Raw genomic sequence first — 19,684 nt, 5'->3', positions numbered from 1 at the left:
CCCGCTGCCTAGCTCTCGCCGCCGGCGACTCCCGTGGTGCCGGCATTGACGTCGTAGAGCCGGTAGCGCTCGATGGCCTGTGCCGGTGCCGACGGGTCGACCTCGCCGCGCGCGGCGAGCAGTTCGAGCGTGCGTACCACCATGGACGGTCCGTCGATCTTGAAGAATCGCCTAGCAGCGGCCCTGGTGTCCGAGAACCCGAAGTCATCGGCACCGAGCGTCGCGAACTCGCCCGGCACATACGCACGGATCTGATCCGGAACGGAGTGCGCGTAGTCCGTGGTGGCGATGAACGGCCCCTGCGCGTCGGCGAGCTTGGTCGTCACGTAGGGAACGTGCTTCTCCTCGTCGGGGTGCAGGAAGTTGTGCTCGTCGGCGGCGAGTCCGTCGCGACGCAACTCGTTCCAGCTCGTCACGCTCCAGACATCCGCTCGAACGCCCCAGTCGTCGGCGAGCAGCTTCTGCGCCTCGAGCGCCCACGGCACCGCGACACCGGATGCCAGGAGCTGCGCACGAGGACCGTCGCCCTCCGCGCTGTTCAGCTTGTAGATGCCGCGGACGACGCCCTCGACGTCGAGGTTCTCCGGCTCGGCCGGCTGCACCATCGGCTCGTTGTACACCGTGAGGTAGTACATGACGTTCGGGTCGGGGTGGTTGCCGCCGTACATGCGCTCGATGCCGCTGCGCACGATGTGGCCGATCTCGTAGCCGTATGCCGGGTCATAGGTGACCACCGCCGGGTTCGTGGCCGCCAGCATCGGCGAGTGACCGTCCGCGTGCTGCAGGCCCTCACCGGTGAGCGTCGTGCGCCCGGCCGTTGCGCCCATGATGAAGCCTCGTGCCATCTGGTCGCCTGCCGCCCACATCGCGTCGCCGGTTCGCTGGAAACCGAACATCGAGTAGAACACGTAGATCGGGATCAGCGGTTCGCCGTGCGTGGAGTAGGACGTTCCGACGTTCGTGAACGCCGCCATCGCACCGGCCTCGTTGATTCCGACGTGGATGATCTGGCCCTGAGCGCTCTCCTTGTACGACAGGAGAAGCTCGCGGTCGACCGAGGTGTAGTGCTGCCCGTTCGGGTTGTAGATTTTCGCGTTCGGGAAGAAGGCGTCGATGCCGAACGTGCGGGCCTCGTCGGGGATGATCGGCACGATGCGGTGCCCGAAGTCCTTCGCCCGCAGCAGATCCTTCAGCAGGCGCACGAAGGCCATGGTCGTGGCGACCTCCTGCGTTCCTGAGCCCTTCTTCGAGATCGCATACGCGTTCTCGTCGGGCAGCGGGATCTGCGTGTACTTCGTGCGACGCTCGGGGATGAACCCGCCGAGCGCGCGGCGACGCTCCAGCATGTACTGGATGGCCTCGTCGTTCTCGCCCGGGTTGTAATACGGCGGGAGGTACGGGTTCTCGGCGAGCTGCTCATCCGTGATCGGGATGTGCATGGAGTCGCGGAACTTTTTGAGATCCTCCAGCGTCATCTTCTTCATCTGGTGGGTCGCGTTGCGGCCCTCGAAGTGCGGACCGAGGCCGTAGCCCTTGATGGTCTTGGCGATGATGACCGTCGGCTGGCCCTTGTGCTCGAGCGCCGCCTGGAATGCCGCGTACACCTTGCGATAGTCGTGGCCGCCGCGCTTGAGATTCCAGATCTGCTCGTCGCTGTAGTCCTTGACGAGCTCGAGCGCCCGCGGGTCCTTGCCGAAGAACTGCTCGCGCACGTACGCGCCGTTCTCCGCCTTGTACGTCTGGTAGTCACCGTCGGGCGTCGTGTTCATGACGTTCAGCAGGGCGCCCTCGGTGTCGCGCGCCAGCAGCGCATCCCATTCGCGGCCCCAGATGACCTTGATCACGTTCCAGCCCGCGCCGCGGAAGAAGCTCTCCAGCTCCTGAATGATCTTGCCGTTGCCGCGCACCGGTCCGTCGAGGCGCTGCAGGTTCGCGTTGATGACGAACGTGAGGTTGTCGAGACCCTCGTTGGCGGCCACCTGGAGCTGACCGCGGCTCTCCACCTCGTCCATCTCGCCGTCGCCGAGGAACGCCCAGACGTGCTGGTCGGACGCATCCTTGATGCCGCGATTCGTCAGGTACTTGTTCACCTGAGCCTGGTAGATCGCGTTGATCGGGCCGAGGCCCATCGAGACGGTCGGGAACTGCCAGAACTCCGGCATCAGCCGCGGGTGCGGATACGACGAGAGGCCGTTCGGTGCGTGCGACTTCTCCTGGCGGAAGCCGTCGAGCTGGTCAGCAGAGAGCCGGCCCTCGAGGAAAGCGCGGGCATAGGTGCCGGGGGATGCGTGGCCCTGGATGAAGATCTGGTCGCCGCCGCTCGGGTGGTCCTGGCCCCGGAAGAAGTGGTTGAAGCCGACTTCGTAGAGCGCTGCACTGGAGGCGTACGTGGAGATGTGGCCGCCGACGGCGATTCCCGGGCGCTGGGCACGGTGCACCAGGATGGCCGCGTTCCAGCGGATCCAGGCCCGGTACCGGCGCTCGATCTCTTCGTCACCGGGGAAGTGTGGCTCGTTCTCGGGTGCGATCGTGTTGATGTAGTCCGTCGTCGGAACCATCGGCACGCCGAGGTGGAGCTCCTTCGACCGCTTCAGCAGGTTCAGCATGATCTCCCGAGCACGCTGCCGACCCTCCGCCGCCACGAGCGCGTCGAGGGACTCCTGCCATTCGGCGGTCTCCTCAGGGTCCGAGTCGATGTAGTTCATCGAATACGGGTCCTGGTCGTTGACAGTCACCGCGACCTCTTTCTTTGTGTGGATCGATCGTGGGCTGCACCAGGCTCTGTCGGGTTGCGACAGTCGGCGCGCCGTGCCCAGCCTAGGACATCTCGAACAGCCGACGCGGTGCATGGTGCGGCCCGCGGTCTATGCTGTCGTACCGTGCGCGCGCGTCGCGGGTGCACGGCTTGAAAGGAGAGACGGTGGCTCTGGAGAACGACACCCAGGCGCCCGATTTCGAACTGCCCAACCAGTTCGGCGAGCACATTCGTCTCAGCGACTTCCGGGGCAGGAGCGCAGTCGCTCTCGTCTTCTTCCCGCTCGCGTTCTCCGGTACCTGCACCGGGGAGCTCTGCGAGCTGCGTGACAACCTCGAGCTGTTCCGTGCCGACGGAGTCGAGCTCATCGGCATCTCCGTCGACTCGAAGTTCACGCTGCGCGCCTGGGCGGAGCACGAGGGATACCGATTCACGCTGCTCAGCGACTTCTGGCCGCACGGTGACACCGCCAAGCAGTACGGCGTCTTCCTCGAAGACAAGGGTTTCGCGAACCGCGCGACGTTCCTCATCGACTCGGCCGGCATCATCCGCGAGAGCTTCATCACCGCTCCCGGAGAGGCCCGTACGCTCGCCGCCTACCGCATCGCGCTCGAGGAGCTCAAGGCAGCCTGACTCGTTGCGGACGATCGGCTCGATAGACTTTCAGCCCGCGGGCCTTTAGCTCAGTTGGTAGAGCGCCACGTTTACACCGTGGATGTCGTCGGTTCGATCCCGGCAGGGCCCACTTCCTACGCGATCGGTGCACGAGATCTACCGTGCATACGTGGTGAGGCGAGCAGCCATGGCGATGTGCGCGGTCGCGATCGCGCTCGTTCTCAGTGCGTGCGTCGGGGCCGGCTCCACCCCGACGCACTCGACCGCGCGACCGAGCTCAGCGTCCGAGCCGACCCGTACACGGACGAACGCTGAGCCTCTTCAGCACGTGGTCATCATCGTCGACGAGAACAAGCCGGCATCGTCCGTCATCGGCAGCCCGGAGGCTCCGTACCTGACCCGCCTCGCGAAGACCTCCGCCCTCGCGTCGCGGTACTCGGCGGTGACGCATCCGAGCCTGCCGAACTATCTCGCGCTGACCAGCGGCTCGACGGCGGGCATCACGACGGATTGCAATCCTCCCGGCGGCTCCTGCCTGGACACCGGGCCGAACATCGCCCAGGAGCTCGACCAATCGGGCCGAACCTGGAAGATGTATGCCGAGAGCATGCCAGCGCCATGCACCAGTGAGAACAGCGGCCCGTATGCGGTGAAGCACAATCCGTTCCTCTACTTCCCGAGCGTGACGGGCGACGCGGCATACTGCGCGGCCCATGACGTCCCGTATTCCCGGTTCACCGCCGACCTGACCGGTGAGCTTCCCGACTACGCCTTCATCAGCCCGAACCTGTGCGACGACATGCACGACTGCTCGATCGCCACGGGAGATGCGTGGCTCCAAGCGAACGTTCCGCGCATCCTCGCGTCGGCCGCTTTCACCAGGCAGCGCTCGCTTCTCGTCATCACCTTCGACGAGGGCGACCAGGCCGACAACGTGGTCACCTGCATCTTCGCCGGCTCGGCCGCTCGGGTGCACACGGTTTCAGCCGCGCCGTTCACCCACTACTCCCTGCTTCGGACCATCGAACTCGAGTGGGGGCTCGCGCCCCTGAGTGCTGAGGACGCGAGCGCCACACCGATGACCGCGCTCCTGAAGCAGTGAGGCGAGGGCGGATATGGACTGGAACGTTATCGAGGTCGAGGTGGCCGAGACATACGCACTTCGCCGCGAGATGCTGCGCCGCGACCGGATCGACCTCGAGCTTCACCTTCCGGACGACGATGTACCCGGCGCCTTCCATCTGGCGGCCACGGATGCATCGGGAGCGGTCGTCTGCGTCGTGAGCGTGATGCCTTCGTCGCCGCGTTTCGCGGCGCCGGGCCCGGCGTGGCGGCTCCGCCAGATGGCGGTGTCACCGGAGCTGCAGGGCAGCGGCGTCGGCACCGCCCTGTTCGACGGCGTACTCGACCGCGTTCGCGGCCGCGGCGCGGCGACACTCTGGGCGGAGTCGCGCGACACCAGCCTGGGCTTCTACGTCGGAAGGGGAATGCAACCGGTGCCCGGCCACCACCACACCGTCGCCGGAGTGGACTATACGGATGTCGCGCTCGACATCGGCGAAGCGCTGAGGCACTCCGAGCAGGATGCCTCCGCCTGATCCCGCCCGCGTGCCGGTACGATCGCCCCAGGGGGCCTCATGACATTCGTCGTCTCACCGCTGATCGCGGCGATCGTGCTTCTGCTCGTGCGAGCGCTGCTGACCGTGGCCTTCGCTCGCGAGGGCATCCTGAAGCTCAAAGACATCAGGGCGTTCGCGAAGAACGACGGCGTGCCGGTGCCCCTGGCGCTGGTGGTCGCCATCGCGGAGCTCGCTGCCGCTCTGTCGTTCGCCACTGGCGTGCTCGCTCAGTGGGCCGGTCTCGGCGTCATCCTCCTCATGCTCATCACGACCGGGATGCAGGTCTTCCGCTGGCACAGCAAGTACTGGGCGCAGAAGGGCGGGCCGGAGTACGACCTGCTGCTGCTGGCATTGTCAGCTGTGATCGCCGTGTTCGGTCCTGGGGCGATCGCGATCCCCACGCTGATCGACCTGTTGTTCGGGCGCTGACGAACAGAGGTCAGGACGAGCCGAGTACGACGCCCCTGTTCAGGAAGAAGGGCGTCGGGTCGATCGCGTTGCCGTTCACCCTCACCTCGATGTGCAGATGACATCCGGTCGATTCGCCTGTGCTGCCCACGCGCGCGATCGGTTGTCCGGCCGTCACCTGGTCGCCCGGTGCGACCATGATCGTTCCGTCCGAGATGTGTCCGTAAGCGGTCTGCACACCGTCGCCGTGATCGATCAGGATGAAATTGCCGTACCCGCTGTACGGGCCCGCGTAGCTGACGGTGCCGTCGGCGGCCGCCACGATCACGCTCATGCATCCGGCTCCGATGTCCACACCGGGATGGAAGACCGGAGTGCCGGCCGGCTGCGACGGACGAGGGCCGAACACGTCTGTGATGGGCCCCTTCACCGGATCGACCCAGCTGCCGGGCGCGAGCGTGAAGTCGTCGGTGAAGCCGCTGTCCGCCCCATTGCTCGATGCCGTGATCATGGCCCCCGTCGCGGCATCGAGGGATGCCTGCGCAGCGTCGACAGCGGACTGCGCTGCCTTCTCCGCCGCTCGCTTCTGCGTCAACGGGATCGCCGCGAGCGCGGCATCCGCTTTCGCCGCCGCCGCCTTCATCGCATCGGCGCGCTTGGCGGTCGACTCCGCGCGCTTCGTCAGAGTGTCGAGCGGTCCGTGCATGCTGCCCAGCTGGTTGGCCGCGGTGAGGCGTTGGAGGAGGTCGGCGTCGCCACCGGCGGCCTCATCACCGAAGATGGCACCGATGGTCGTCGTGGCCTGATCCGCATGCGTCTGCTGCAGAGCGACCATGAGCTTGGCGACAGCCGCCTTCGCCGCACTCTCCGCGGACTTCGCGATGGCGTCGGCCGAGGTCGCGAGGTTCTTCGCGTTCGCGTATGCGGTCTTGGTCGCGTCGTACTCCGATGTCGCGGAATCGAGCACCGACTGCGCGGCATCGACAGCGGCCTGCGCCTTGTCGATCGCCGTCTGCAGGCTCTGCATCGCGGCGTCGCTGATGCCGGAACCATCGACAGCGGCCAGCGTGCTGTCGCCGTCGATGCTGGGTGTCGGGGTGGCGGTGTCGGTGTCGGGCGGCGACGTAGAACCGTCACCCGGTGAGGTGGCCGGCGGGGGAGTAGGGGTTCCGCTCGGAGTGGGAGTGTCCGTCGGCGTCGGCGTTCCGGTAGGCGTGGGCGTTGCACTCGACGTAGGAGTGTCCGACGGTGTGGGGGTGGGCGTCGGCGTGTTGGTTCCCGGGTCCGGCGTGGGAGTCGGCGTGTCCGTGGAGCATCCGCTGACACAGCCTTCTGCGGGTACAGCGCCGATGCCGGCGGCGGATGCCGTCAAGAGCACGACGAAGAGAACCGCGGCCCGCCGGATGCTCGCGCGACGCCCCGGCTTTTCCGCCGACGTCTCAGTCATCTTCTCGCGATCCATGCATGCCACCGTGCCGGGGAGCGCCCGACCTTCTCGAGTCTGACACCGTCGCCGAGGAGCGGCAACGGTGCGTCATGCTTTCTGGGATAATGGACACATGATCGAAGCGCTGCTCTGGGGATTCATCGGTACCGTCGGCATCGTCGGACTGATTCTCGGCCTCGCGGCAGCGTTCCAGCTCGGCCGCTCCGCCTATCGCCAGCACTGACAAGTCGCGTCCGCTTGGTCGTCGCCGGCGGCTGAGTGGTCGTCGTCAGAGGTCGGTGCTCATTCCCGCACATAGGTGAGGAAGCGGTAGCAAAGTCCCGTCTCCGACGTCGCCCAGCCGTCCTCCGGGTCGGTGCTTGCAAGCATCCACTCGTCGCCGATGACCGGTGCGCGGGTGTCACCGGCGAGGTCGGCGTCGATCTCCGTCACCTCGAGGCGATCGGCACGCCCGATCGATTCCGCGTAGATCTCGCCGCCGCCGGTGATCCAGCCGTCACCAGACAGCATGCCGAGCGCTTCATCGACGGAACCGGCTCGCTCGGCGCCGACGGCCGACCAGTTCGCGTCACGGGTCACGACGATGTTCCGCCTGCCGGGAAGCGGGCGGAAACGAGCAGGCAGCGAGTCCCACGTCTTGCGTCCCATGATGACGTCGCCGCTCATCGTCAGCGCACGGAATCGTCTGCTGTCCTCAGGCACGCGCCAGGGGATGCCGCCGCCCGCGCCGATCACCCCGGAGTGCGCCTGCGCCCAGATCAGTGCGATGGTCATACGGCCACGGCCGCGCGAATGGCGGGGTGGTGCTGATATCCGATGACCTCGAAGTCCTCGAACCGGTAGTCGAAGATGCTCTCCGGATGCCTCGTGATCGCCAGGCGCGGCGCCGGGAACGGTTCGCGCGATACCTGCTCGGTGACCTGCTCGACGTGATTGTCATAGATGTGGCAGTCGCCGCCGGTCCAGACGAATTCGCCGACGTCGAGTCCGACCTGGTCGGCGACCAGATGGGTGAGCAGCGCGTAGCTCGCGATGTTGAACGGCACTCCGAGGAAGAGATCGGCGCTGCGCTGATACAGCTGGCAGGAGAGCTTGCCGTCGGCCACGTAGAACTGGAACAGGGCGTGGCACGGTGCCAGCGCCATGTTCGGGATCTCCGCCACGTTCCAAGCAGACACGATCATCCGCCGCGAATCTGGATCGCTGCGGAGGGTCTCGAGGACCCCGGAGATCTGATCGAGGTGTCGCCCGTCGGGCGCCGGCCACGAACGCCATTGAACGCCGTACACCGGGCCGAGGTCGCCGTCGGCATCCGCCCACTCGTCCCAGATGGTGACGCCGTGCTCCTGGAGCCAGCGCACGTTGGAGTCGCCGCGCAGGAACCAGAGAAGCTCGTACGCGATGGACCTGAAGTGCACGCGCTTCGTCGTGATCAGCGGGAAGCCTTCGGCGAGGTCGAACCGCAGTTGCCGTCCGAAGACGCTGCGGGTGCCGGTGCCCGTGCGGTCCGACTTGTGCGTACCGTGCTCGAGAACATCGCGGAGCAGGTCTTCGTAGGGGGTGGGGATCGCCGCGTCCATGATACGAAGATCGTACGTCGCCCGGCCCAGATCGGTCCCCATAGACTCACGCTATGGGGACCGACATGGGGGAGGCCGGCCCGAGCGAGCCCGACGACGCCGAGGCGCCGGGACCGCCGAAGCGGAGGACCTCCTTCGTTGCGCCGCAGCCGCCCGATGCGGCATCCGATCTGCACGACGATGACGAGCTCGCCGGCGCGCTGGAGAACGAGGTGTCGCTGCTCACGGCCTCGCTGCCGATCATCCGTCAGGAATCGCTGTTCCTGCCCGTTCGGCCGGCGGAGCCGCCGTACGAGCCGCGCACGGACGCGGAGCGGGAGATCGCGGCACAGGCCGAGTCGGGAGACACGCTCGCCGCCATCGAGCGCCTCGAAGCACTGCTCTCCGGCATGGGCCCATCGCCGCAGGACGAATCGTCTGCGTCGAACGAGCCCCAACCCTCGGATGAGCAACCAGCCGAAGAGCCGGAGCTCGACGCGGATGTCGGCGAGGATGAATACGGGCTCACCCCGATCGCCACCCCGGTCGGGCGAGCGAGCCGGCTGTTCTGGCTCTGGTTCGCCATCGGTGCCTCGGTGCTCGTCGTGGGGCTCGGTGCCGTCATGGTCGCTATGGGTCTCAACGTGATCCAGGTCGTCGTCGCCGCACTGCTGGGCATCGCGCTCTCGTTCGTCCCGCTCGGGCTCACCTCGCTGACCGGGGGCTCGAGCGAACGGCCGAGGTCATCGTCTGCCCGGCGACGTTCGGCCCGGTCCGCAACACGATTCCGGCCACACTGATCCTGGTCGTCCGCCTGTTCTTGGCCGGCGACGCCGTAGGCTCGAACGATGCCGACGATCGCCGAGTTCCTATCCGTTGTCGAGCGGCTCTGGCCGGTTTCGGGGGCCGAGCAGTGGGATGCGCCTGGCCTCGTGACCGGAGACCCTCGCGCATCCGTCTCCCGGATGCTGCTGAGTGTGGATGCCGTCTCCGACACGGTTCAGGAGGCTGTCGACGGCGGTTACGACCTGCTGCTCGCGCACCATCCGCTGCTGTTGCGCGGTGTCACCAGCGTCGCCGAGGACAGGTACAAGGGCGCGCTCGTCGCGAAGCTCATCCGCGCGGGATGCGCCCTCGTCACCGCGCACACGAACGCCGACGTCGTGCCCGACGGGGTGTCCGACGTGTTCGCGTCGCGGCTGGGACTGATGGATGCTCGCCCCCTGGTCGAAGGGACGGACGAGGCCTCAGGACTCGGGCGGGTGGGAACGCTGCCGGAACCCAGCACACTCGGGCATCTTGCACGCAGCATCGCGGAAATCCTGCCGCCCACCGCGACGGGAGTGCGCGTCGCGGGGGAGTACGCGCGACCGGTGACCACGGTCGCCCTGTGCGGCGGTGCGGGGGACGCGTTCCTCGCAGAGCCGGCGGTGCGCGGGGCGGACGTCTACATCACCTCCGACCTTCGGCACCATCCGGCGTCCGAGGCGATCGAGCAGGCCCGTGTTGCGGGCGGGCCCGCGCTGATCGACGTGTCGCACTGGGCGGCGGAATGGCTCTGGCTCGACGTAGCGGCCGCGCAGCTGCGCGAGGCGCTGCCAGGACTGGATGTCGTGGTCAGCGAGCTGCGGACCGATCCGTGGGACTTCGCGGTCGTGCAGTGACGCCCGAGCGGCGAACACCGTGCAATAACGTAGAGCAGATCAATACCCGGTAGACCACGACGAGATGAGTGCTGTGAAGGCTGATCCACGCGACCAACGCGAGCTGCTGCGGGTGCAGGAGCTCGACACCTCGATCGCGCAGGCGACGCGCTCGATCGCGAACCCATCGCAGGCGAAGCAGCTCGCCGAGCTCGAACCACAGGCGGCAGAAATCCGTGGGCGCAGACTCGGGGTGACCGGAGAACTCGAGGACGCCCGGGCGGAGCTCTCCCGGCTGGAATCGGATGTCGAGGTCGTCGAGGCCCGCATGGCGCGGGACTCCGAACGGGTTCAGCACACCGCCTCGGTGAAGGACGTCGCCGCTCTCGAGGCCGAGCTGCAGTCGCTGCGCAAGCGTCGGAGCGATCTCGAAGACATCGAGCTGGCGATCATGGAACGCATCGAGACGCTCGAAGCGCAGCTCGCAGGAATCGATGCGGAGGGCGCCGAGATCGGGGCGAAGGTGTCGCAGCTCGAGATCGAGCGCGCCGCAGAGGTCGAGACCTGGGAGCGCAAGCGATCGGATGCCGCGGCCGACCGCGCGGCGATCGCATCCGGCCTTCCCGCCGAGCTCGTCGCACTCTATGAGAAGCAGCGCGACCGCTACGGCATCGGCGCGGCTCGGCTCGTGGGAGGCGTGTCGCTCGCGTCGAACATGAAGCTCTCGCCGTCAGACCTGGCCGATGTGCGCTCGGCGGCGGACGACGAGGTGGTGCTCTGCCCCGACAGCGGAGCCATCCTCATCCGTGACGAGAACTCCTGATCGCACCCGGACCGATCGGATGCCCGTCGTCCACTACTCTGGAGTGCGAACGGGCCGGCAAGACGGTCGCGTCGGCATCCGTCTGACGGGTGCCGCCGAGGAACGTCCGGGCTCCGCAGAGCAGGACGGTGGGTAACGCCCACCCGGGGTGACCCGCGAGACAGTGCCACAGAAAACAGACCGCCCTCGCGAAAGCGAGAGTAAGGGTGAAACGGCGGTGTAAGAGACCACCAGCGACCGGGGTGACCCGGCCGGCTCGGCAAACCTCGTCCGGAGCAAGGTCAGACAGGGAACCATGAGGCTGCTCGTCTCGTTCCCGGGTAGACCGCTAGAGGGTCGCGGCAACGCGGCTCCGAGATAGATGGCCGTCCAGGATGCACCGCGCGAGCGCCTGCGTCCGGACAGAACCCGGCGTATCAGCCGGCCCGTTCCCCCTCGTCGACGGTGCCGCTCAGGCCGTGGCGACCGGCCGCTTGTGATGGCCGCGCGAGGCGAGCGCCGCGGCGCCCAGGATGCCTGCGTTGTTGCGGTGTACGGCGGGCACGATCTTCGTGTCGATGTCGATCTGATCGCCGAACTCGTCCCAGTGCTTGGAGACACCGCCACCCACCACGAAGAGGTCGGGGGAGAAGAGGAACTCGACGGTGCGGTAGTACTTGGTGAGCCGCTTGCTCCAGTGCGCCCAGTCGAGGTCCTCGCGCTCCTTCGCCGAGTACGCGGCGCGACTCTCCGCGTCGTGGCCGCCGATCTCGAGGTGCCCGAGCTCGGCATTCGGAACCAGCACGCCGTCATAGATCAGGGCCGAGCCGATACCGGTTCCCAGGGTGGTCAGGATGACGAGGCCGTCGACATCCTTCGCCGCACCGAACTCCGTCTCGGCGTAGCCGGCGGCATCGGCATCGTTGACGAAGAGGATGTCGCGCTCGAGCGTCTTCTCGAAGAGCTTCTCCGCTTCGAGCCCTACCCACTTCTTGGAGACGTTGGCGGCCGACATGGTTCGGCCGTTCTTGACGATGGCGGGGAAGCACACGCCGACGGGCGCGTTCGGATCGTCGCCGGCGAGAGCTTCGAGCACCTCCCTGGTGGTCTCGACGATGTCGTCGGGCTTGCCTCCCTTGGGCGTGGCCAGCTTGACCCGGTCACTGACCAGCTCTCCGGACTTCAGGTCGACGATGCCGCCCTTGATCCCCGTTCCGCCGATGTCGATCCCGATTGCCGTCGTGGAGGTCATGAGGGAAATCTACCGGCTCAAGGAAGGGTCAGAATCTCGGCGCCCCGCTCCGTGACGACGAGCGTGTGCTCGAACTGAGCGGTGATCGACTTGTCCTTCGTGGTCACGGTCCAGTCGTCTTCCCACATGTCCCAGTCGCGGCTGCCGAGCGTCAGCATCGGCTCGATCGTGAAGACCATGCCAGGCACCATCTCGGTGCCATACGCCGGTGCAGAGTCGTAGTGCGGGATGATCAGCCCCGAGTGGAATGAGCGACCGACGCCGTGCCCGGTGAAGTCGCGCACGACGCCGTAGCCGAAGCGCTTGGCGTACGACTCGATGGCGCGGCCGATCACGTTAACCTGCCGGCCGGGCGCCACCGCCTTGATGCCCCGGTTCAGTGCCTCGCGGGTGCGCTCGACGAGCTGCGTCACCTCGTCGGATGCCCGCCCGACGATGAAGGTCTGATTGCTGTCGCCGTGAACCCCGTTCTTGAACGCGGTGATGTCGACGTTGACGATGTCGCCATCCTCGAGCACGGTGTCGTCGGGGATGCCGTGGCAGATGACCTCGTTCACGGAGGTGCAGCTGGATTTGGGGTAGCCGCGGTAGCCGAGTGTGGAGGGATAGGCATCCTGAGCGACAAGGAACTCGTGCGCCACGGCGTCGAGTTCCTCCGTCGTCACTCCCGGTCTGGCGTGTTCGCCGACGAGAGCGATCGCCTGCGCGGCGATCCGGCCGGACTCGCGGATCAGCTCGATCTCCTCCGCCGGATAGACGTCGCCGCGGTCGTCTCGGGCAGGGCTGGGACGGCCGACGTATTCCGGACGGGGAATGGAAGCGGGAACCGGTCGACGGGGCGAGACGCGACCAGGTATCAGGTGGCCAGAGGAGTCCTTGGGCATAAGATCAACCCTATGGCCGAGGCGTACGACGACGACATGGTGCACAAGTTCTGGTACAACACCAAGACCGGTCAGGTCGAGCAGGGCCTCAAGTCGCCGCTGCCCGATAGGCTGGGGCCGTTCGACACCCGCGAGGGCGCCGAACACGCGTGGGACAAGATCCGCGAGAACAGCCAGCGCTGGGCAGACGAAGACGCCGCAGAGGGCAACTGAAGCTCCGGGCGCTGACCGGCTGATCGCCCGCTCGGGCGGGCGCTTGAGGGCGCCGACGACTCAGTAGCTGTGTTCGGGCCCCGGGTACTCGCCCTGTTCGACATCGTCGCGGTACCGTCGCGCCGCGTCGCCTAGAACGCCCTTGAGGTCGGCGTACTGGCGCACGAAGCGCGGAACCCGACCCGTCGTGAACCCGGCCCAGTCCGTCCAGACCAGCAGCTGTCCGTCGACGTCGGGCCCGGCACCCACGCCGATGGTCGGGATACCGAGCTCCTTCGTGACCTGCGCCGCGGCATCCGCCGGCACCATCTCCAGCACCACAGCGAAGGCTCCCGCCTCTTCGACGGCATGGGCGTCGGCGAGCAGCGCCTCGACACCCGACTCGCCGCGCCCCTGGATGATGTGACCACCGAGCTGGTGCTCGCTCTGCGGCGTGTAGCCGATGTGGGCCATCACAGGGATGCCCGCGTCGACGATGCGGCGGATCTGCTTAGCGCTTCGCCGACCGCCCTCGAGCTTGACCGCGTGCGCTCCGGTCTCCTTCATGAAGCGCACGGCGGTGTGCAGCGCGTCTTGCACGTCGGTCTCGTATGACCCGAACGGCATGTCGGCCACCACGAAGGCACGGCGAACGGCGTGCGCGACGGCACGGGTGAGCGGAATGAGGTCGTCGACGCGCACCGGAAGGGTGGTGTCGTAACCGAAGACGTTGTTGCCCGCGGAGTCGCCGACCAGGAGAAAGTCGATGCCCGCCTCGTCGAAGATCTGCGCGCTCAGCATGTCATAGCTCGTGAGCCCGGTGATCTTGATCCCGCTGGCCTTCGCGTTCTGGAAGTGCCTCGTGCGCACCCGACGCGGCCCGCCTTCAGAAGCGCCGCCATACGGCCGCTCCTCGGCAGCGTTGGACGACGGTTCGCTTGCCTGCTCAGCCATGGCGGTCAGTCTATCCACGCCGCTACTACCAGATAATCTGGATCCGTCCCACCGTCACCGACCGCGAGCGCGAGGAAAGGGATCTTCATGGACAAGCAGCGCGACTTCGTGCTCCGTACCATCGAGGAACGCGGCGTGAAGTTCATCCGCCTGTGGTTCACCGATGTCGTCGGCACACTGAAGTCCGTGGCGATCGCGCCGGCCGAGGTGGAGGGCGCCTTCACGGAGGGGCTCGGCTTCGACGGTTCGGCGATCGAGGGTCTCACACGTACCTTCGAGTCCGACCTGCTCGCGCATCCGGATCCCACGACCTTCCAGATCCTGCCGTGGCGCGGCGAGGTCGACCCCACCGCCCGCATGTTCTGCGACATCACCACGCCGGACGGCGAGCCGGCCGTAGCGGATCCCCGCAACGTGCTCAAGCGCACGCTCGAGAAGGCGGCGGAGCGTGGGTTCACGTTCTACACGCATCCCGAGATCGAGTTCTACCTGCTGAAGTCGTCGAAGTTCGGCGAGAGCGGCCCCGAGCCGGTCGACTCCGCCGGATACTTCGACAACGTGCCGGGCGGCACGGCGCACGACTTCCGTCGACGGTCGGTACGGATGCTCGAAGACCTCGGGATCTCGGTGGAGTTCAGCCACCACGAGGTCGGCCCCGGGCAGAACGAGATCGATCTGCGCTACGCGGACGCGCTCACCACGGCCGACAACATCATGACGTTCCGCACGGTGATCAAAGAGGTGGCGATCGAGCAGGGCGTGTACGCGACATTCATGCCGAAGCCGCTCACCGGGCATCCGGGAAGCGGCATGCACACGCACCTGTCGCTGTTCGAGGGCGACACGAACGCGTTCTTCGCACCGGGTGCGGAGTATCAGCTCTCCAAGGTGGCGAGGCAGTTCATCGCCGGTGTACTGCAGCACGCACCGGAGATCACGGCGGTGACCAACCAGTTCGTCAACTCGTACAAGCGGTTGTGGGGTGGTGACGAGGCACCCAGCTACGTGTGCTGGGGCCACAACAACCGTTCGGCCCTGGTGCGCGTTCCGCTCTACAAGCCGAGCAAGGGACAGAGCGCTCGGGTGGAGTACCGCGGAATCGACTCCGCGGCGAACCCGTATCTCGCGTTCTCGCTGCTCCTGGCGGCCGGCCTCAAGGGAATCGAGCAGGAGTACGAGCTTCCGCCCGAGGCGGAGGACGACGTGTGGGCGCTGAGCGACGCTGAACGGCGCGCGTTGGGCTACCACGCGCTGCCGTCGAGCCTCGACCAGGCGGTGCAGCGCATGGAGGAGTCGGAGCTCGTCGCAGAGACGCTGGGGGAGCAGGTCTTCAACTACGTGCTCGCCAACAAGCAGCGCGACTTCCGCGAGTACCGCGCCCAGGTCACGCCGTACGAGCTGCGCACGAACCTCGAGATCCTCTGATCGACCGGCATCCCTCGAGCCCGTTCACCACGCAGGAATCCATACAGATGCCGCCGATCACGTTGACCGCTCTGGCCAGGGCGGGCTTCGTGGGGCTTTCTGACGCCCGCTCCCGCCTGGATGAGCTGGCCGCCCTCGGCGGTCCGCCGCCTCAGCGGTTCATCGAGCTCGTCGTCGACGTGGCCGACCCGGACGCCGCGCTCGAGAGGATGCTCGCCCTGCTGCGTCGCCGGCCGGACGAGACCGCAGGGTTGTTCGCCGACCCCGATGCCGTCCACCGGCTTCTGCAGGTCATCGGAGCCTCCAGCGGGCTCGCCGAGTTCCTGATGCGTCGGCCGGAAGCCCTCGGCGTGTTCGCGCGGCCGCTGGAAAGTCTGCCGACCGAGTCGGACCTGCGCCAGGACCTGCTGGAATCGGTCGGCGCACGGGACGGCGTCGCCTCCATCGCGGGGGAGGATGCCTGGATCGCCCTGCGCGCCCGCTACCGCACTCGGCTCACAGAGATCGCGGCCTTCGACCTGCAGCAGAGCGACCCGGTCGACGGCATCGCCGCGATAGCTCGCACGCTCGCCGCACTCGCCGGCGCCGCCCTCGACGCGTCGCTGGCCGTCGCACGTGCGACCGCGAGCGGCACAGGGCCGGGAACCTTCCCGGCCGCCGACGTCGCGGGAACGAAACTGGCCGTGATCGGCATGGGCAAGACCGGGGCCGAGGAGCTCAACTACCTGAGCGACGTCGATGTCATCTTCGTGGTCGAGGGGGACGAGGCGGCGGGCGTGTCGTCCGCGAGGGCGGTCGACGTCGGTACCAGGCTCGCGACCTTGACCATGCGGGGGATCGACGAGTTCGCGATCGAGCCGCCGCTGTGGGAGGTGGACGCGAATCTGCGCCCCGAGGGCAAGGACGGCGCGCTGGTGCGCACCCTCGAATCCCATCTCGCGTACTACGACCGCTGGGCGCAGGGCTGGGAGTTCCAGGCTCAGCTCAAGGCGCGGCCGATCGCCGGAGATCCGGCCCTCGGACGCCGGTACACGGATGCGCTCGCCCCGTTCGTCTGGTCGAGCGCGGAACGGGAGAACTTCGTCGAGTCCGTGCAGCGCATGCGCGAGCGCGTGACAGCGAACATCCCTGCCGACGAAGTGGACAGGCAGCTGAAGCTCGGGCCGGGCGGATTGCGTGACATCGAGTTCACGGTGCAACTGCTGCAGCTCGTGCATGGGCATACCGATCCCACGGTGCGGGTCGCTGGAACGCTGCCCGCCCTCGCGGCCCTCGCCGCCGCGGGCTACATCGGTCGGGCAGAGGCCGCCGAGTTCGCGCGCGACTACCGGGTACTGCGCCTGCTCGAGCATCGCATCCAGCTCTCCGAGCTCCGCCGCACCCATCTCATGCCGCGCGACGAGCACCGTTTGCGTGTGCTCGCCAGAGCGACGGGCCTGGCCGCCGGAGCCGACGAGCTGACGGATGTCTGGGCCGCCGTGAAGCGCCGGGTGCGCGGGCTCCATGAGCGTTTGTTCTACCGCCCGCTGCTCGCGGCGGTGGCGGCACTGCCAGGGGACGAAGGCGCGCTCACCGGAGAGCAGGCCCTGACCAGCGAGCAGGCTCAGGCTCGCCTCGCCGCCATCGGCTTCGTCGACCCGCAGGGGGCGCTGCAGCACATCGCCGCGTTGACGTCGGGCGTCTCGCGGCGCGCGGCCATCCAGCGCACCCTGCTTCCGGTCATGCTGCAGTGGTTCGCCGACGGCGCCGACCCCGACTACGGGCTGCTCACGTTCCGGCGGCTGAGCGAGGATCTCGGCGGTACGCATTGGTTCCTGCGGATGCTCCGCGACTCGTCCGGTGCGGCCGAGCGGTTGACCCGCGTGCTCTCGGGGTCCCGGTTCGCCGGCGAGCTGCTCGGGCTCATCCCGGAGAGCGTCGCATGGCTCGACGACGACGCGGACCTTCGCGCCAGGCCGCGCGCCGCGCTCGACGACGAGGTCGCGGCCATCCTCGACCGCCACGAGACGCCGGACGCGGCGGCGAGGGCGATCCGCGCCGTTCGGCGCAGGGAGGTGTTGAGACTCGCGTTCGCCGGCATCCTCGGCGTCGCGAACGTCACGGAGCTGGCCGCCGGACTCACCGACATCACCGAGGTGACGATCACCGGCATCCTCTCGGCGATCCGTGCCGAGGCACCGGCGCCCATGGAGTTCGCGGTGATCGCGATGGGGCGCTTCGGCGGCAGGGAGCTGGGTTTCGGCTCCGACGCGGACGTCGTCTACGTCTTCCGCCCGCACGACGGAGTGGAGACCGAGGCCGTGCATCCGGCGGCCCTGTCGATCGTCTCCGAGCTGAACCGGCTCACCGACGACGCTCGCCTGCCCTTCGAGCTCGATCTGGACCTGCGCCCGGAGGGGAAGAACGGCACGCCCGCCCGTTCGCTGGACTCCTACCGCGCCTACTATCAGCGGTGGTCCCTCACCTGGGAGGCGCAGGCCCTGCTGCGGGCGCGGGGCATCGCGGGCGACGGTGGCCTGCTCGCCGACTTCGAACGGCTCGCCGACTCGGTGCGCTACCCGTCCTCCATCTCAGAGCGCGACGTGCGCGAGGTCAAGCGCATCAAGGCGCGGGTGGAGAACGAGCGCCTACCGCAGGGCGCCGACCCGGCAAGACACCTCAAGCTGGGCCGAGGCTCGCTCAGCGACGTGGAGTGGCTCGTTCAGCTTCAGCAGCTCCAGCACGCCGCATCCTCGCCCGCTCTGCGCACCACCTCCACGCTCGACGCCCTCACTGCCTGCGTCGACCTCGGACTTCTGGAACAGGCGGATGCCGAACGCCTGCGCGAGGCGTGGATGCTCGCCTCCCGCGCGCGCAGCGCCGTCACGTTGTGGACGAACAAGACCTCGGACCTGCTGCCCTCCGAGCGCAAGGCTTTGGACGGCGTCGCCCGGCTGCTCGGCTACCCGCGGGGATCGGCGAGCGCCCTCGAGGAGGAGTACCTCGCGGTCACCAGGCGGGCGCGAGCGGTGTTCGAGCGCAACTTCTACGACTCCTGAGCTCGTCGAAGCACAACCACATGGGTCTAGACGACGAAGCGGGCCGCCCCTGAAGGACGGCCCGCTTCCGATTGCGCCTGAGGGCTCAGACTCCGTAGTACAGCTCGAACTCGAACGGGTGCGGACGCTGCGCGAGCGGCTTGATCTCCTTCTCGCGCTTGTAGTCGATCCAGGTCTCGATGAGCTCGGGCGTGAACACGTTGCCGGCGGTGAGGAAGTCGTGGTCGGCCTCCAGGGCGTCGAGCACGGCATCCAGGGTTCCCGGCACCTGCGGGATGGCCTTCGCCTCCTCGGGCGGCAGCTCGTAGAGGTCCTTGTCGACCGGCTCGTGCGGCTCGATGCGGTTCTTGATGCCGTCGAGGCCCGCCATCAGCTGCGCGGCGAAGGCGAGGTACGGGTTGCCGGACGCGTCGGGTGCGCGGAACTCGATGCGCTTGGCCTTCGGGTTGGAGCCGGTGATCGGGATGCGGATCGACGCCGAGCGGTTGCCGGCCGAGTAGACCAGGTTGACCGGGGCCTCGAATCCGGGGACCAGACGGTGGAAGGAGTTCACCGTCGGGTTCGTGAAGGCCAGCACCGCCGGGGCGTGCTTGAGGAGACCGCCGATGTACCAGCGCGCGATGTCCGACAGGCCGCCGTAGCCGGCCTCGTCGTAGAACAGCGGCTTGCCGTCGTTCCACAGCGACTGGTGGGTGTGCATGCCCGAGCCGTTGTCGCCGAAGAGCGGCTTCGGCATGAAGGTGGCGGTCTTGCCCCACTCGTTGGCGGTGTTCTTGACGATGTACTTGAACTTCAGGATGTCGTCCGCGGCGTGGACCATGGTGTCGAAGCGGTAGTTGATCTCCGCCTGGCCGCCGGTGCCCACCTCGTGGTGCGCACGCTCCAGGATGAGGCCCGCGTCGATCAGCTTCAGGGAGATGTCGTCGCGCAGGTCGGCCTGCTTGTCGACGGGGGAGACGGGGAAGTAGCCGCCCTTGTACGGGGTCTTGTTGGCGAGGTTGCCGCCCTCCTCCTCGCGGCCGGTGTTCCAGGCCGCCTCGGAGGAGTCCACCTCGTAGAAGCTCTTGTTCTGACGCACCTCGTACCGCACG

18 protein-coding genes, 1 tRNA gene and 1 other RNA gene are annotated in these 19,684 nt (G+C 67.6%); 12 read left to right on the top strand and 8 right to left on the bottom strand.

All coding sequences use genetic code 11. The features are described 5' to 3' along the window. Window positions 1-8: 8 nt before the first annotated feature. Window positions 9-2,735: a pyruvate dehydrogenase (acetyl-transferring), homodimeric type gene (aceE, locus tag ACTHNC_RS05370; RefSeq protein ID WP_440293568.1), complete on the bottom strand. Its 2,727-nt coding sequence runs from the start codon at window positions 2,733-2,735 to the stop codon at window positions 9-11. A gap of 185 nt (window positions 2,736-2,920) precedes the next feature. Between aceE and ACTHNC_RS05365 the strand changes: the two genes are divergently transcribed. The 5 genes from ACTHNC_RS05365 to ACTHNC_RS05345 all read left to right on the top strand — a co-directional run bounded on the left by ACTHNC_RS05365 (window position 2,921) and on the right by ACTHNC_RS05345 (window position 5,418). Then, window positions 2,921-3,388, top strand: coding sequence for a peroxiredoxin (locus ACTHNC_RS05365; RefSeq protein ID WP_440293567.1), 468 nt, complete (start codon window positions 2,921-2,923; stop codon window positions 3,386-3,388). A gap of 39 nt (window positions 3,389-3,427) precedes the next feature. Next, window positions 3,428-3,500, top strand: a tRNA-Val gene (locus tag ACTHNC_RS05360). 39 nt (window positions 3,501-3,539) lie between these two features. Beyond that, window positions 3,540-4,472, top strand: a complete 933-nt coding sequence (locus tag ACTHNC_RS05355) for an alkaline phosphatase family protein (protein ID WP_440293566.1) — start codon at window positions 3,540-3,542, stop codon at window positions 4,470-4,472. Between the two features lie 13 nt (window positions 4,473-4,485). Further along, complete coding sequence (locus ACTHNC_RS05350) at window positions 4,486-4,968, top strand: GNAT family N-acetyltransferase (RefSeq protein WP_440293565.1); 483 nt, start codon at window positions 4,486-4,488, stop codon at window positions 4,966-4,968. A gap of 39 nt (window positions 4,969-5,007) precedes the next feature. Beyond that, complete coding sequence (locus tag ACTHNC_RS05345) at window positions 5,008-5,418, top strand: DoxX family protein (RefSeq protein ID WP_440293564.1); 411 nt, start codon at window positions 5,008-5,010, stop codon at window positions 5,416-5,418. 10 nt (window positions 5,419-5,428) lie between these two features. On the opposite strand, the gene ACTHNC_RS05340 is transcribed toward ACTHNC_RS05345, so the two are convergent. The 3 genes from ACTHNC_RS05340 to ACTHNC_RS05330 all read right to left on the bottom strand — a co-directional run bounded on the left by ACTHNC_RS05340 (window position 5,429) and on the right by ACTHNC_RS05330 (window position 8,424). Continuing rightward, entirely contained in the window at window positions 5,429-6,844 is a 1,416-nt protein-coding gene (locus ACTHNC_RS05340; protein WP_440293563.1) for a peptidoglycan DD-metalloendopeptidase family protein, read from the bottom strand. Between the two features lie 282 nt (window positions 6,845-7,126). Beyond that, the gene (locus ACTHNC_RS05335) at window positions 7,127-7,618 is read right to left on the bottom strand and encodes a dihydrofolate reductase (protein WP_440293562.1); all 492 of its coding nucleotides are present in this window, start codon (window positions 7,616-7,618) and stop codon (window positions 7,127-7,129) included. Further along, the gene (locus ACTHNC_RS05330; protein ID WP_440293589.1) at window positions 7,615-8,424 is read right to left on the bottom strand and encodes a thymidylate synthase; all 810 of its coding nucleotides are present in this window, start codon (window positions 8,422-8,424) and stop codon (window positions 7,615-7,617) included. Before ACTHNC_RS05330 ends, ACTHNC_RS05335 begins: the two co-directional genes overlap by 4 nt. 53 nt (window positions 8,425-8,477) lie before the next feature. Here ACTHNC_RS05330 and ACTHNC_RS05325 point away from each other — a divergent pair, with 53 nt between their 5' ends. The 4 genes from ACTHNC_RS05325 (at window position 8,478) to rnpB (ending at window position 11,301) form a co-directional block, all read left to right on the top strand. Beyond that, the gene (locus ACTHNC_RS05325; RefSeq protein ID WP_440293561.1) at window positions 8,478-9,203 is read left to right on the top strand and encodes a hypothetical protein; all 726 of its coding nucleotides are present in this window, start codon (window positions 8,478-8,480) and stop codon (window positions 9,201-9,203) included. Window positions 9,204-9,251: 48 nt separating this feature from the next. Continuing rightward, the gene (locus tag ACTHNC_RS05320; protein ID WP_440293560.1) at window positions 9,252-10,067 is read left to right on the top strand and encodes a Nif3-like dinuclear metal center hexameric protein; all 816 of its coding nucleotides are present in this window, start codon (window positions 9,252-9,254) and stop codon (window positions 10,065-10,067) included. Window positions 10,068-10,131: 64 nt separating this feature from the next. Then, window positions 10,132-10,869, top strand: a complete 738-nt coding sequence (locus tag ACTHNC_RS05315) for a zinc ribbon domain-containing protein (RefSeq protein ID WP_440293559.1) — start codon at window positions 10,132-10,134, stop codon at window positions 10,867-10,869. Between the two features lie 50 nt (window positions 10,870-10,919). Beyond that, window positions 10,920-11,301, top strand: an RNA gene (gene rnpB, locus ACTHNC_RS05310) — RNase P RNA component class A. A gap of 19 nt (window positions 11,302-11,320) precedes the next feature. On the opposite strand, the gene ppgK is transcribed toward rnpB, so the two are convergent. Both ppgK and map read right to left on the bottom strand, forming a co-directional pair. Then, on the bottom strand, window positions 11,321-12,100 hold the full coding sequence (gene ppgK / locus ACTHNC_RS05305) for a polyphosphate--glucose phosphotransferase (protein WP_440293558.1): 780 nt from the start codon (window positions 12,098-12,100) through the stop codon (window positions 11,321-11,323). Between the two features lie 17 nt (window positions 12,101-12,117). Beyond that, window positions 12,118-12,984, bottom strand: a complete 867-nt coding sequence (gene map / locus ACTHNC_RS05300; RefSeq protein WP_440293557.1) for a type I methionyl aminopeptidase — start codon at window positions 12,982-12,984, stop codon at window positions 12,118-12,120. 12 nt (window positions 12,985-12,996) lie between these two features. Between map and ACTHNC_RS05295 the strand changes: the two genes are divergently transcribed. Continuing rightward, a complete protein-coding gene (locus tag ACTHNC_RS05295) occupies window positions 12,997-13,197 on the top strand; it encodes an SPOR domain-containing protein (protein WP_440293556.1) in 201 nt (66 codons plus the stop codon). Window positions 13,198-13,257: 60 nt separating this feature from the next. On the opposite strand, the gene panB is transcribed toward ACTHNC_RS05295, so the two are convergent. Next, the gene (panB, locus tag ACTHNC_RS05290; protein WP_440293555.1) at window positions 13,258-14,130 is read right to left on the bottom strand and encodes a 3-methyl-2-oxobutanoate hydroxymethyltransferase; all 873 of its coding nucleotides are present in this window, start codon (window positions 14,128-14,130) and stop codon (window positions 13,258-13,260) included. Window positions 14,131-14,217: 87 nt separating this feature from the next. On the opposite strand from panB, the gene glnA (ACTHNC_RS05285) reads away from it, so the two are divergent. Further along, window positions 14,218-15,555: a type I glutamate--ammonia ligase gene (glnA, locus tag ACTHNC_RS05285; protein ID WP_440293554.1), complete on the top strand. Its 1,338-nt coding sequence runs from the start codon at window positions 14,218-14,220 to the stop codon at window positions 15,553-15,555. Window positions 15,556-15,602: 47 nt separating this feature from the next. Then, the gene (locus ACTHNC_RS05280) at window positions 15,603-18,593 is read left to right on the top strand and encodes a bifunctional [glutamine synthetase] adenylyltransferase/[glutamine synthetase]-adenylyl-L-tyrosine phosphorylase (protein WP_440293553.1); all 2,991 of its coding nucleotides are present in this window, start codon (window positions 15,603-15,605) and stop codon (window positions 18,591-18,593) included. Window positions 18,594-18,678: 85 nt separating this feature from the next. On the opposite strand, the gene glnA (ACTHNC_RS05275) is transcribed toward ACTHNC_RS05280, so the two are convergent. Then, on the bottom strand, window positions 18,679-19,684 hold a 1,006-nt coding region (gene glnA, locus ACTHNC_RS05275), incomplete at its 5' end, for a type I glutamate--ammonia ligase (protein WP_440293552.1).

The sequence above is a fragment of the Humibacter sp. genome (genome assembly GCF_051954055.1).
Lineage (GTDB): Bacteria > Actinomycetota > Actinomycetes > Actinomycetales > Microbacteriaceae > Humibacter.
The sequence above is the reverse complement of the archived record's forward strand: the minus strand, read 5'-3'. Positions and strand labels throughout refer to the sequence as shown.